This window comes from Natronolimnohabitans sp. A-GB9 (assembly GCF_030848565.1).
GTDB lineage: Archaea > Halobacteriota > Halobacteria > Halobacteriales > Natrialbaceae > Natronolimnohabitans.
Genome location: NZ_JAVDDV010000019.1, coordinates 1 through 13974, shown reverse-complemented (window position 1 = coordinate 13974; position 13974 = coordinate 1). Strand labels below are relative to the sequence as shown.

Below are 13974 nucleotides of genomic sequence, written 5' to 3'. Positions count from 1 at the left end.
CCCTTCTCCGAGAATCGGACTGCCGATACGTTCCGTAAGACACGGGACTCGTGTATCCGTCACTCTCCGCGATCCGACGCCCTGGCCAGGCCCACGACCGGACTCCCGTACGCTCGAGTGGACGTCTTCGGGAGTAGCGAACCGACTCATACTGCCGGACAGAACTATTCACCGATCGGTCGCGCTACTGCGGCCGTCCCAACGGGTGACGGCCGCGAGTTCGCGACCGACGTTTTACTGACTGCTGTCCGGCAGTATCACTGTCGTTCGAAGGCCGCTGGCATCGAACTACTCGAGAGCTCCGCTCGCGATTCCAGTCGGTCCGCGAGGCCGTCGGCGCTTTCGCATCGCTCGAGGAAATCCCACGTTCAGCACGAAGCGGAGTCGCCGAGTTACGGACGCGGAAGGTGATCAGTCTTCTGCGCTCGATGCCGCCCCACTCCTCGTCTCCGTCGAGTCCGACGTCGTCTCGACTACGGGTGTGTCCGTCTCGCCCGGCGTGGAAAGAAGCGAGTACCGTCGTTCCAAAGCCAGTGCCAGCCCGGCCATCGTTGCGACGGTCATGATCGCGATCGGGAAGCCGACGATGACGACGAACGACTCGAGTGCGTCGAGTCCGTTCAGGACGATCAGCAGGCTGGTGAGCCCACCGACGAGGACTCCCCAGATGATCCGGTTGAGAGTACCCGGATGCTGGTCGTGGTCGCCTTCGACCGTCTGAATCGCGACACTCACGATCGACGAGTCGACGGTCGTGACGAGGAAGGTCAACACGAGCAGGAGGAAAAGCAAAGAGAAGAGTTCACTGAACGGAACGAGTTGTTCGAACAGGGCGAAGCCGACCGCTTCCACGCCGTGTTCGTTGTAGATCGCAGTCAACTCCGCCTGCCCGGTCGACTCGATCCACAGTGCGGAGCCACCGAGCGTCGCGAACCACGGGAAGGCCGCCGAGATCGGGCCAACAGTGCCGACGAGGATGACCTCTCGGATCGTTCGGCCCTTCGAGATGCGGGCGATGAAGATCCCGATCATGGGGGCGAAGGCGAGCCACCAGGCCCAGAAGAACATGGTCCAGCCACCGACCCAGGCGCTATCGTCGGCGAAGTTGGTGTGGAAACTCATCGCGAAGAAATCAGAGATGTAGCCGGCGAACGCCTCCGATCCCAGGCCGAAGACGAACGAAAGCGGTGCGACGACGAGTGCAGCCGCAAGCAGCAGGCAGAAGAGAACGACGTTGAAGTCGGACACCCGCTGGATCCCTGCGCTGATGGGAAGCGCTGCGATCAGCGTAATGACGACCGTCAACCCGAGCGTAAACAGTACCGTCTCGAGGTTCCCCGTACCGACCCCGAAGGCGTAATCCGCCCCCGCGAGGAACTGGACCACACCGAATCCAAGCGACACCGTAATTCCACCGACGGAGATGACGACGACCGCGACGTCGACGAGCTTTGCCCAGAGACTATCTAGGGCGTCGGTTCCGAAAAGCGGCGCCAGCATCGTCGCGGGTCGGGTCGGATACCCGAGCCGGTGGGAGAAGTACCCAATCGCGATGCCAAAGACCAGATACGTCGCCCAGGGTGAGATTCCCTGGTGGAAGAACGTATACTGGACTGCCTGGGGCATGATTTCGCTCGTTCCCGACTCCGTACTAAACAGCGACGGCCCCGTATCGTAGTGAACGAGGGCCTCCGTTGGCCCCCAGAACACCAATCCGACGGCCATCCCTGCGGAGAACATCATCGCAAACAACTGGACGAACGAAAATTCCGGCTCCGTCTCCTCGGTCCCCAGCTTGATTCGACCCCAGGGGCTAAACAGCAAGAAGAGAACGAACACGACTGCGGAGAAAACGACGACCATGTAGACCCAGCCGAGGTTCTGAATCACGTACTCGTTTGCGTAATTCAGTCCGGCGGTCGCTCCGTCGGGAAACAGCCAGAAAACCCCGATCAACAGCGACGTTACTGCTACCGAAAGCCCGAAAATGAGCGTATCGGTTTCGTCCCGAAACTGCCGAAGTTGCGTCCGTAGTCGATCGTTCATACGTTGAACCCACCCAGATCCACTCGAACACGCTGCCGTACTCGAGAGCGAACGTCCGTGCCGACGTCTCCATCCCAGTGTTCGTGCCGTGGATACGCAAACATCACATGATAAATCGTGGGTGAACTAGTATAGTGATACTGTAGAACATAGTGCAGACACTAAATACCCTCGGAAAAAGTAACGATACAGTAACTATTTTTGAACAATACAACTCATCACGGCGATCCAAAAGAAAACCAAGGCGGATTTCCCGCCCTTCCGAAAACCCGCGGTTTTCGGCTTTCGCAAATCTTCGATTTGCGTCAACACCGTAGGCGGGGAGGAAGCCGACACTCGCTGCACCACACCAGTCTTTCAGTGGATGGCATCCCACTAATCTGGTAGTGGTCGGCGGCCCACAGTTGTCGTCGGCCACGGGCCGCAGTCAACCGGCCCCGAAGTCAGGGATGCCGACCCGTGAACGCCCGAAAGTCCTTCGGGTACGACGCGGCAAGTCCACTGACAAGCCACGGGCCACCGCGCCCGTGGCAGTTGATCCCGTTTCGTTCGACCGATCTTCGAGTTACTCGAACACGTCTCGACAGAGATCCGTGATCTCGGACTCGGTGTATTGGATCGGGTTCGTTTGCATATTGATGTTGTCGACAGCGAACGAGGAAATGTCGTCCCACGCCCACTCAGCAGGTGTTTCGGCCGGTAGTTCGTCTAGCCCTACGTCACGTCGTAGCCGTCTCAACTGATCGGCCAGCAACTCGTGAGCGGGGCCTGTCGACTCGACGATCGACGCGAACTGCTCACGGACCCGCGCCGATCGGTTTCCGTTTTCCCGGACGACGGTGGGGAGAAGGACGGCGTTTACGTGACCGTGTGGGAGATCGTATTCGCCCCCGATCGCGTGGCTGATCGCGTGAACGGCGCCGAGGCCCGCGTTGTTCATCGCGACGCCGGCCAGATAGCTGGCCTCGAGCATCCGCGTCCGGGCGGCCAGATCGTCCCCCTCGAGTACGGCCGTCCGAAGTGACGCCGTCGCGAGTGCGTACGCGCGACGACTGTACGGAATCGTTATCGTCGACGCCCCGTTGGCGACGAGTGATTCGACTGCGTGTGTGACGACGTCGAACCCGGTCGCAGCCGTCACTTTCGGTGGCAGTGATTCCGTACATTCTGGATCGAGCACCGCCACGTCCGCCAGCATCGATGGATGGCCGATACTGCGCTTCTCGCCGCGATCGTGATCGGAGATGACCGCCCAGTAGCCGGTCTCCGTTCCGGTACCTGCGGTAGTGGGAACGAGAACGAACGGCGTCGCACGGTCCGACTTCGTAACGCGTGTCTCCGGTGATACCTCGAGGGTACGTGCGACGTCGTCGGGGAACGCGGGGAGCGTACACGCGGCTTTAGTGGCGTCCATCGCACTTCCGCCGCCGACCCCGACGACGTAATCGGCGTCCGAAACCCGTGTTGCCAGCTCCAGTACGGTCTCTCGGGTCGGATTGGCGGACACATCGGTGTGGACCGTCGGCTCGACGGGGAGATGATCGAGGACGTCGTCGAGCACTCCCGCTTCGACGATCCCGTCGTCAGTTATAACGTGGACGTTTTCTCCCTCGATACTGTCCGCCAGCGCCGTTATCGATCCCGGTCCCGTGTACGTTCGTGGCGGGGGAACGAACTCCCGCATCGTTATCGGCCCCCGTCGTGTCTTGCTGCAGACAGTGTGAATACGTCGACTGACACTCCGTCGCCGGAACACGAGATACCCTGTTCCATCGTCTACGGTAGGTGACTGGTGAGCCCGTAAAATCTGACACCAACTGTTGGCGTGGTATATACGCTCGAGCCGCGAACGGAGGTCTGCATCGGGGTCGACGTATCCGGACGGACAGTCCGGATCGGTCGCCGAGGCGGTGCCGGCACGCGAATCCGATTAGGTATCGGTTGCGGCGAGATTGAGGTAGGTCACGAGGAACTCGATGACGCGACGCTCGGCCTTTCGCAAGTGGTTCGACGCCGTCGTTTTCGTAATCCCGATCTCGTCTGCGATCTCTTCGAGAGTCGTCTCTCTGGGAATCTCGTAGTAGCCACGTTCGTACGCGACCTTGAGTATCTGGCGCTGGCGCGGCGGAAACGACGAGAGTAGCTCTTGCCATCCCGCAGCGCTCGGGAGCACCTGTCGACTGAAATCCTGTGAGATCCGCTCGACCTGAACGGTACCGAAATCCCTGAGCATTTCGACGGCTTTCGAGAGTTCCTCGCGATCAGAGAGGAGCAGATCGAAACACTCCCGGCCGTCCTCGAGCGTCGTCGGGCCGATCGGGAGATACCCCTCGTACATCAGCGTCTGGAGCGGCGTGAACTCGGTTAGCTGGCCTCGGATGAACAGCGTCGCAGCCATTCGATCGCCCGGTTCCGGCGAGTAGCGTTCGACCACGTCGACCGTCTCGGTCATCTGGTGATCGCGGATCACCTCGATCGAGGCGTCGAGATCGGACGTCTCGAGGGCGATAATTCCGATATACTCTCGGTTTCGAAACGTCGACGCCAGGAACTCTCCGAAGGCGTCGTACTTCGCGAGCTCGGCCGTCCAGTCCCCCTCGTATTTGACCCGTAACTCCGCTGTTAGCATACTACGCGAGTTCTCGCTTCGAGATACAAATAGCATTGGTCACGATTGTTGATACCTTTGTTGTAATTATATACCACACTTCGTCTGGTCCTCGTACAACTCGACGACGTCGTCTCGGTACGCATGGATGGCCGGTCCGTCGCCGGCCCCCACGAGAAACTCTCGGACCTGATACGGACCGCTATCCGTCAGCTCCGGTGTGACCTGTCTTGTAGTATTCACCCGTTTCCTCCCTCGCGGTCGATACGCACGAACCGACCTCTCCCGGTTCGTCTGTGGCCGTCCGAAAGCGCCGACGACAACAGTCTCCGTTCGGCCTTTCGGGTGTTCCTGATACGGACTGCTGTAACTATGTACCGCCGGTCGCCGACCCTGTCCTGGCGATCGGTGGTAATTGACTACAGGAGACCGTATGAAGCGTCGCACGACTGATCCCCAACTCCTCGGCGAGTCTCTCGTTCGTGATCTCCCGTGGCCAGTCGTAGTAGCCACGTGCAAGCGCGTCGCTGACGACTTCGCGCTGTCGCTCGGTCAGTTGTGAGTCGGTTTCGGCGCCGAACTTCTCGGGCTCCCGAGTGTCACCGTTCCGAACTCCGCTAAGTCGTCGATGATGTCCTTGAGATCCTCACGGCGGAAGACGAGGACGTTGTACTCCCGCTGTCGGCCCGAGACCGTATTCGATCGCCGGAGCATCCCGTGATTCTGGTAGATCGCCGAGTAGGCATCACACGACGGTTTGGTCACAAGCAGGTTCTCGTCGTCGAGCCGGTCGACGTGTTCGACGTGTGTTGCCTCCTCGAGTGTCGACTGGAAGGAATCAGCGTGGGGACCGGCACGGAGCACGAAGGTCACGAACCCGTTCTGGATCTCCTCGATCTCGATCGGGACCGGCGCGTCGAGATCCGCCGTGAGCCGCCGGAGGATACACTCCCGGTGCTGTGTACAGTGAAGCGTCGCGGTGAACATCGACTCTTTGCGGTGCCAACACAACCCCCACTCATAACGCTCTAGCAGCACTCGAGTTGGACTCCCATCGCGGTTCCGGCGCAACCGAGAGACGACTCGCTGCCGAGTCAGAACGTCCGTTCTCCACCCGTCCGTCGTCGATCCTTCGAACTCAATTTTATATAATCTCCCAACACGTGTTGGGGGAATCCTTACTCCCCAACGCAGTCTCTATCATACTGCACGATACCGTATGACACATAATCTCGGCGTCGACGTCGGTGGGACGTTCACGGACGTCATCGTCTTCGACGAAGCGACACACGAACTTACGATCGACAAGGTCCTCTCGACGCCCGCAAACCCTTCGGAAGGGGTGATACGCGGCGTCGAGGAGGCGACGGAGAAGGCAGGGACGTCGGTCTCCGACCTCGACCTCCTGTTTCACGGGACGACGGTCGTGACGAACATGCTCTTAGAGGAGACGGGCGCGCGCGTCGGACTCATCACGACGGCAGGCCACGAGGACGTCCTCCACCTCGCACGGGCGTGGACACCCGGCCCGCTCTATGGGTGGATGGATATGGAGAAACCGGAGCCCCTCGCCGACCTCGTGGATACACGAGGCGTCGCCGGCACGATCAGTGCACCCGACGGTGTAGAGACGGAACCACTCGACGAAGCGGCCGTCAGAGACGCGGTTCGGGACCTCGAGGCGGCCGGCGTCGAGTCGTTGACTGTCGCGCTGTTGAACTCGTATCTCAACCCCTGCCACGAGGAGCGCGTCCGCGAAATCGTCGCCGAGGAAGCCCCGGAGCTGCCCGTCTCCATCTCCTCGGAGATCGTTCCGGAGTACGGCGAGTACGAACGGACGCTGACGACCGTCATCAACGACTACGCGCGGCCGACGGTCATCGAGTATCTCGAGGAGTTAGACGAGTCGCTCGCCGCGGCCGGCTCGACGGCCACGATGAACGTCGTTCGGTCCGACGGCGGACTGATGAGTTCCGAGGCTGCCAAGCGCCGACCGGTCGAACTCGCCCTATCCGGACCGAGCGGCGGCGTCGTCGGGGCGGCGACTATCGCCTCGAAGAAGGGCGTTCCCGACGTGTTGACCCTCGATATGGGCGGCACCTCGACCGACGTGTCGCTCGTCGAGGGCGGCACGCCCGAGACGACCCGCCAGACGAAAGTCGGCTACCGGGAGTTCAAATCGCGGGCGGTCGACGTGAACACGGTCGGCGCCGGCGGCGGCTCGATTGCCCGCGTCCAACTGAACGGCTCCCTGCAGGTCGGGCCCGAAAGCGCCGGGGCGGATCCGGGACCCGCGTGTTACGGCCAGGGCGGGGAGGAACCCACTGTCACCGACGCGAACGTCGTCCTCGGTCGGATCCCGCCGACGGTTCGCCTCGGCGGACGAATGGAACTCGACCGGGAGGCCGCCCGCGACGCCGTGGCGACGATCGCCGACGAGCGCGGGAGCACAGTCGAGGAGGCCGCACAGGCTATCCTCGATATTGTCAACGAGAACATGCACGGCGCGCTTCGCGTCGTTTCCGTCGAACGGGGCTACGACCCTCGCGAGTTCGGACTCGTCGCCTTCGGCGGCGCCGGCCCGATGCACGCCACCGCCCTCGCGGATGTGATGGATGCCTATCCACTGATCGTCCCGCCCGGACCGGGCGTTATGTCCGCGTTCGGCTTTCTCACCTCGGACGTCCAAAACGAGTTCTCGGAGACCTACCTCGAGACCGAGGCAGACGTCGACGGGGAAGACGTCTACGAGAAGCTACAGGAACTCGAAACGGAGGCCAGTGAGTGGCTCGCCGCCGAAGGCGTCGACGACACCGATCAGTCGTTCGACTACGTCGCCGAGTGTCGGTACTTCCGACAGGACATCCAGATGTCGATCCCGGTCGCGATCGAGAACCTTCGGGAGGCCGGTCTCGCGGAGATCAAAGACGACTTCGAGGCCCGTCACGACCGCCAGTTCGGGTTTTCGCTCGATGCGCCGCTCGAGATCGCGAACCTCCGGGTCATCGGCAAAGGATCGGTCCAGGGCGTGACCATCGAAGAGGAGGAACTGACCGACCCCGACCCAAGCAACGCCGAGATCGACACCAACGACATCTACTTCGACGGTGACCACCACGAGACGCCGATCTACGACCGAACCGAACTGCGGCCGGGCAACGAACTCGACGGTCCGGCTATCGTCACCGACGACGACTCGACTGTCGTCGTCCAGCCGGATCACACCGCGACTATCGACCGCTATGGAAACATCGAGATCAACAGAGGGAAGCGCCAATGAGCACCGAGACACCTGATTTCGTCGGCGAACACGACGTCGACCAGACCACGCTGGACATCATCGAGAGCACGCTTTCGAACACCCGCCACGAGATGGACCGGGTCGTCGAAACGACGGCGATCAGCCCCGTCATCCGCGAACAGTCCGATCAGTTCCCACTCATCGCGGACGCCGAGGGGCGGATGGTCATGGGACAGTTCGGTTCGGCCATCGACACCATCCTCGAGAACTCACCGTTCGACCGCGAGGATCTCGCCGAGGGCGACGTGATCGCGACGAACGACCCCTACATGTGCGCCGGCGCCGTCTCACACACCCCTGACATGCTCCTGTTGCGGCCGATCTTCTACGAGGACGACCTCGTGGGCTTTTCGAGCCAGTGGGGGAACCTGATGGACGTCGGCGGCAAGACGCCGGGCAGCATGCCCGTTCAGGCGACGACGATCTTCGAGGAGGGGATGCGACTACCGCCAGTCAAACTCTACAAGGAGGGCACCTTCGACAGCGAACTGCTCGAGACGTTCGCGCACAACACCCGACTTCCCGAACACGCCGAAGCCGACATCAAGGCGCTGGCGGCGGGGACGAAAGCCGCGGAGACCCGCGTCCACGAACTCTGCGATCGCTTCGGCAAGGAGACGTACGTCGACGCCTGCGACGCCATCCTCGATCGCACCCGCGACGGGATGATCGACCTCATCCACGAGTTCATCCCCGAAGGGGAGCGGTACACCTTCGAGGACTACGTCGACGACGACGGGATGGGCAACGGGCCGATCAAACTCCACCTCGAGATCTACCGGGAGGGCGACACCGTCTACCTCGACTGGACCGGGACGGACGAGCAGGTGCCAGGAACGGTGAACTTCCTGCTGAACGAGCAGATGTTCAAAATGTTCACTGGGGTCTTCCTCATCATGGCCTTCGACCCCCTGCTGACGTTCAACGACGGCTACTACGACCTCTTCGAGGTGACCCTTCCCGAGGGGACCGTCGTTCAGCCGGAGTTCCCGGCGGCGCTTGGCAACCGCCTGCCGATGATGGCCCGTCAGTTCGACGTCCTGCAGGCCACGTTCTCGAAGCTCATCGACGACTTCTCGGTCGCGGGCAGCTACGGGACGTCGCCGAACCTCGTCTACGCGGGGACCGACTCGGAAGGTAACGACTTCCAGATGCTCGAGATCCTCTACGGTGGCATTCCGGCCCGTCCGGGCGGTGACGGACTCGATGGCCACTCGTGGTGGCCGCTGTTCCGGACCGTTCCCGCGGAGTACCAGGAAGCCTACTATCCGCTTTCGATCGACGAGTACAGCACTCGAACCGACACCGGCGGCGCCGGCGAGTTCCGCGGCGGCCACGGCATCACGAAGGTCTACACGTTCGAGGAACCAGGCGCGATCACGTTCCAGGACGACCGCGCACACACCTACCCGTGGGGCGTCGACGGCGGGAAACACGCCCAGACCAGCGAGAAGAAACTCGTCCGAACCGACGGCACCGAGGAGGAACTGCCCTCGAAGGTCGAGAACGTTCCCGTCGAGGCCGGCGACAAACTCGTCTTCCGTACTGCCGGCGGTGGCGGACTCGGCGACCCACTCGAGCGTGACCCGGCAGTCGTCGCTACGGAAGTAGAACGCGGCCTCGTCTCCGAATCGGCCGCTCGAGAGGAGTACGGCGTCGTCCTCGCCGACGACGGCACCGCCGACGCCGCGGCGACCGACGAGCGACGCGATGCCATCCGCTCGAGTCGTGGGGGCCTCGAGTCGTTCGACTACGGGCCGCTACCCGACGACGAGGAACTCGAAGCACGGATCGCTGAAGAACGCCGAGCGTTCGAAGAGCGCCACGACTGACCCGGTTACACGTTATGAACTGGCCACACGACTTCGACGGCTACGACGAGTCCGACTTCGGCTCGAGCGTCGGCCTCGGCGACCGTCCCGCGTTGCTCGTGATCGACCTGATAAACGCCTTTACCGACCCCGACACCGACCTCGGCGCGGACGTGACAGACGTCCTTGCGGAAACCGAACGGCTGCTCGAGACCTTCCGCGAGCACGATCTGCCCCGGTATTTCACGACCGTCGCCTACGAAGAGTCCTACGGCGATGCCGGTCGGTTCGTCGAGAAAGTGCCCGCGTTGCGCGAACTTCAACTCGGCACCGACGCAGTCGCGGTCGACGACCGCATCGCTCCCGTCGACGACGAACGGGTGATCCTCAAGAAGTACGCGAGCGCGTTCTTCGGAACCGACTTGCAGACCGAACTGACGACGAACCGGGTCGACACGCTCGTTCTCGCTGGCGTGACGACCAGCGGCTGCGTTCGCGCGACGGCCGTCGACAGTCTCCAGTACGGCTACCGAACGATCGTTCCTGCCGACGCGGTCGGCGATCGCGCCGAGGGGCCACACCGGGCCAACCTCTTCGACATCGACGCAAAGTACGGCGACGTGGTCACGACCGACGCCGTCCTCGAACATCTCTCCGACAATGAAACCTCCGTCAATGACGACTGAAACCGACGATCGAACCGTATCGACATCGACTTCCCCACACCTGCCGTGTGATCGACCATGACCGACACCGGTGCAGCGCTTCGGGACCTCCTCGAGCGCGACGAACTGCTGGTCTGTCCCGGCGTCCACGATCCGCTGACGGCCGCCGTCGCCGACACCGTCGGCTTCGATGCGATCTACATGACCGGGTACGGGACGTCGCTGTCGAAGACCGGCTACCCCGATGCCGGCTTCATCACGATGCCGGAGATGATCGAAAACGCCGCGAACATCCAGGAACGGATCGACGTCCCGCTCATCGCCGACGCCGACAACGGCTACGGAAACGCCACGAACGTCGTCCGGACGGTCCGCGAGTATATCAAAGCCGGCGTCGGCGCCATCCACATCGAAGACCAGACGTTCCCCAAACGCTGCGGGCACACGAAAGGCCGTCAGGTCATCCCACGGGCGCAAGCGGTTGGCAAGATCGAAGCCGCGGCCGACGTCCGGGACGAGCGCGCCGAGGAGTTCGTTCTCATCGCTCGGACCGACGCTCGCGGCACCGGCGACGGCTCGCTCGAGGAGGCGATCGACCGCGTCAACGCCTTCCTCGAGGTCGGTGCCGACGTCGCGTTCGTCGAGGGCCCCACCGACGGGGACGAACTCGAGCGCATCGGCCGCGAGGTCGATGGCCCGATCGTCTACAACTTCGTCGGCGATCTCGGCTCGTCGCCGTACGTCGACCTGTCGTCGCTCGAGGAGTGGGGGTTCGACCTCGTCTTGTTCCCCATCGCATCGACGCTGTCGACGATCGCGAACGTCCACGCCGATCTCAGCGCCTTCGCCGACGACCCCGTCGGGGCGATGCGAGATATCGACGACGACTTCGACGCCCAACCGGTCGGTAGCCTCCACGAATTCTCCGGGTTCCCCGAGGTCGTCGAGTGGGAACAGCGATATCTCCCTGACGAGGAACAGGAGAAATACGAGGGCTCGCTCGGGGACGACCTCGAATCGGAGTAGTCCGGTCGAAACGCTCCCGATCGGCGCTTCGGTTATCAGTAGGCTCGTCACCACCGGCTGCAACCGCGACTAGCAGCGCGTTGCCCGTCACATAGCCGTGATACCGGATTATGCGTACACAGGGTATTCGTAGCCGTAACTCGTAGCACGTCGCCATGGATCGGTTCGAGTACGACGGGACCGGGACCCTCGACCACCAATCTCTGCCGCGAGATATCGCGACTCTCGTCGAGGACGTCGACGTGCCCGAACACGGGTTTTTCGGCCCCGATTCGACCATGTGGTCCGTTAGACGGGAGCGATCGCTCTTTGCGAGCGGCCTCAGCGCAATCTTGCTTCAGCTCGCTCATCCACTCGTTGCTGCCGGCGTCGCCGATCACAGCGATTTCGATGCGGATCCTGTCGGTCGATTCAGACGCACGTTCGACTACGTGCACGCGATCATCTTCGGCGACGTCGACACCGCAGTCGAGGCCGCACTCGCAGTCCGCGAACTACACACGGCGGTCACCGGGACGATAGACGAGGATCCCGGTCGGTTCGAATCCGGTGACTCCTACACGGCGACTGACCCCGAACTCCTCCTGTGGGTTCACGCCACCCTGATCGAACAGTCGCTGACAGCGTACGAGACGTACGTCGAACCACTCTCGAATCGGGACCGTACTGCCTACTACCAGGAGTCCAAACTGTTCGGGCAGTTGTTTGGAATCCCGGTGTCGGCGTATCCCGAGACACTGGCCGAGTTCTTCGAGTACTACGAGCGGATGCTCGACGCGGAACTCGCGGTCGGACCATGCGGTCGGGAACTTCAGCGAGCGTTGTTTCGCCAGGGCCACGTCTTCGGCCCACTGTACGCGACCGTCGGAATCGGGACGCTCCCGGACACGGTTCGGGACGCGTACGGACTCCCGTGGTCGTCCTGGCGACAACGGCTCTTTGACGCCTGGACCGCACTCGTACGCGCTACCGTCCCGTCGCTCCCTTCGCGACTCCGATACGTCGACGCGTATCGTCGCGCACTCGAGCGTGTCGAACCCGACGAGTGATCCTATCGGCTTCGAACGGGGCAGCTGCTACTGTCCGATAGGGGATCTGTACGCCGTTTCAGGTTCTACGAGCGGAACTGCGGTTGCTCCGGGACGCGGTTATCGTTGCCCGTTCGACTGGCTGACCGTCGGGAACGCATGACTATCTCGACCGCTCTCGAGTGCATGATACCGGGGTCGTTACGTGAACGGATCCTGCCAGCCGTGACGCCGAGACGTCGGTCGCCCCCTACGCCCGTTTCTGATACTACTACCGGACAACACGATCCATGCACCGACCGCACGCGATCAGCCGTCGCCACCCGTGACAGATCATACAACGAGATCGGACGCCTGCTGATTCGTTCGGTTCCTCTTATACGGACTGCTGTAACTAGTTACCGCCGATCGCCAGGACGGGGTCGGCGATCGGCGGTAATTGACTACAGGAGACCGTATTAATCCATGACCCGAACTGTTTTCTCGACCAGTAATTTCGGAACGTGACTACTATTATGTAGATCGACTGTAATAGTACACATACGAGGACTGACGCCATCGCACATGCCAGCAGAACAACCGGACGCCGAGGATTTCATCGAGTACCCTGACCAGGAACAGCACGAAGATGGGGGTGCTCGAGGTGGCTGTGAGATCTGCGGTTCGGCGGACTCCCTCGCGGAGTACTCGCTTGCCTCCTCAGAGGAGGGTGAGGGAGAGACGATCGTTCTCTGTGCGACCCACTACCAGGTTGCGGCGATTTTGAGCGGTAACCGGTATCGCGACCCGGAGCAGTCGTCGGAGTACGACCTCCAAGAGACGCGAAAGATAACGGTTCGCGTCCCACGCGCACTGATCGAGAGCGCCGACTCCGCTGCCGAACAGCAGGGCCAGACCCGAAGCGAGTTCGTTCGCGACGGAATTCAGATGGCTATCGAACTCCAGGAGATCGACGATGCGTTCGAGGACATTCTCTTACAGGCAGCCGATGTTCCGGACGAGACAGCATTTTCGTCGGAAGACACAGCCCCATCGGCCTCGGCTACGGACACGGGCTCGGAGACTGACGTCGAGTTTCTCAAAGAACGGATTCGCACACTCGAATCGCTTCTCGAGGAGAGCATCGGGAAAATCTAACTATACTGTCGGACAGCACGAGTCACCGTCGGTCGCACGACTGCGGCCGTTGCCGACGGTGGCGGCCGCGAGTTCGCGACCGACGGCTCACTGACTGCTGTCCGACAGTATCTAGAGCCCGTCTGCGATCCGTATACTGACCTCTGATTTCTTTTGGCTGTGGCGCTCGAGCGGCCAGGGAGTGTCGAGTGATCAGCTGTTCTCGAATCTACGACCCGCTTCGTAGTTGGTCCATGCCTCGAGTGTATCGAGTCAACTCTACCAGTTGGATAGTTCTTCGAAAACATCACAAAAGTGCGGGTGGTAGTCACTCTCTTTGAACTATTGGTTCGAAGGCCTTATGTAGTGACCG

11 protein-coding genes are annotated in these 13974 nt (G+C 61.9%); 6 read left to right on the top strand and 5 right to left on the bottom strand.

Features of this window, described 5'->3' with window-relative positions:
- Window positions 1–411: 411 nt before the first annotated feature.
- The 5 genes from RBH26_RS17260 to RBH26_RS17240 form a co-directional block, all read right to left on the bottom strand.
- Window positions 412–2046, bottom strand: coding sequence for a BCCT family transporter (locus RBH26_RS17260; RefSeq protein WP_306759624.1), 1635 nt, complete (start codon window positions 2044–2046; stop codon window positions 412–414).
- A gap of 565 nt (window positions 2047–2611) precedes the next feature.
- Entirely contained in the window at window positions 2612–3730 is a 1119-nt protein-coding gene (locus RBH26_RS17255) for an iron-containing alcohol dehydrogenase (protein ID WP_306759623.1), read from the bottom strand.
- Window positions 3731–3976: 246 nt separating this feature from the next.
- Complete coding sequence (locus RBH26_RS17250) at window positions 3977–4675, bottom strand: helix-turn-helix domain-containing protein (protein WP_306759622.1); 699 nt, start codon at window positions 4673–4675, stop codon at window positions 3977–3979.
- A 349-nt stretch (window positions 4676–5024) separates the two neighbouring features.
- A complete protein-coding gene (locus tag RBH26_RS17245) occupies window positions 5025–5210 on the bottom strand; it encodes a helix-turn-helix domain-containing protein (RefSeq protein ID WP_306759664.1) in 186 nt (61 codons plus the stop codon).
- Window positions 5207–5641 carry a hypothetical protein gene (locus RBH26_RS17240; RefSeq protein ID WP_306759621.1) on the bottom strand — a complete coding sequence of 145 codons (435 nt, stop codon included), beginning with the start codon at window positions 5639–5641 and terminating at the stop codon, window positions 5207–5209. Before RBH26_RS17240 ends, RBH26_RS17245 begins: the two co-directional genes overlap by 4 nt.
- Window positions 5642–5873: 232 nt before the next feature.
- Between RBH26_RS17240 and RBH26_RS17235 the strand changes: the two genes are divergently transcribed.
- From RBH26_RS17235 to RBH26_RS17210, 6 genes are all read left to right on the top strand, one after another.
- On the top strand, window positions 5874–7934 hold the full coding sequence (locus RBH26_RS17235) for a hydantoinase/oxoprolinase family protein (RefSeq protein WP_306759620.1): 2061 nt from the start codon (window positions 5874–5876) through the stop codon (window positions 7932–7934).
- Window positions 7931–9787, top strand: coding sequence for a hydantoinase B/oxoprolinase family protein (locus tag RBH26_RS17230; RefSeq protein ID WP_306759619.1), 1857 nt, complete (start codon window positions 7931–7933; stop codon window positions 9785–9787). The genes RBH26_RS17235 and RBH26_RS17230 overlap by 4 nt, the downstream gene beginning before the upstream one ends.
- A 14-nt stretch (window positions 9788–9801) precedes the next feature.
- Window positions 9802–10452 (top strand): isochorismatase family protein, encoded by a 651-nt coding sequence (locus tag RBH26_RS17225; protein WP_306759618.1) that lies wholly within the window; start codon window positions 9802–9804, stop codon window positions 10450–10452.
- A gap of 57 nt (window positions 10453–10509) precedes the next feature.
- Window positions 10510–11457, top strand: coding sequence for an isocitrate lyase/PEP mutase family protein (locus RBH26_RS17220; protein ID WP_306759617.1), 948 nt, complete (start codon window positions 10510–10512; stop codon window positions 11455–11457).
- A gap of 155 nt (window positions 11458–11612) precedes the next feature.
- Window positions 11613–12506 (top strand): oxygenase MpaB family protein, encoded by an 894-nt coding sequence (locus RBH26_RS17215; RefSeq protein ID WP_306759616.1) that lies wholly within the window; start codon window positions 11613–11615, stop codon window positions 12504–12506.
- Between the two features lie 543 nt (window positions 12507–13049).
- Window positions 13050–13622 carry a ribbon-helix-helix domain-containing protein gene (locus RBH26_RS17210; RefSeq protein WP_306759615.1) on the top strand — a complete coding sequence of 191 codons (573 nt, stop codon included), beginning with the start codon at window positions 13050–13052 and terminating at the stop codon, window positions 13620–13622.
- Window positions 13623–13974 lie beyond the last annotated feature (352 nt).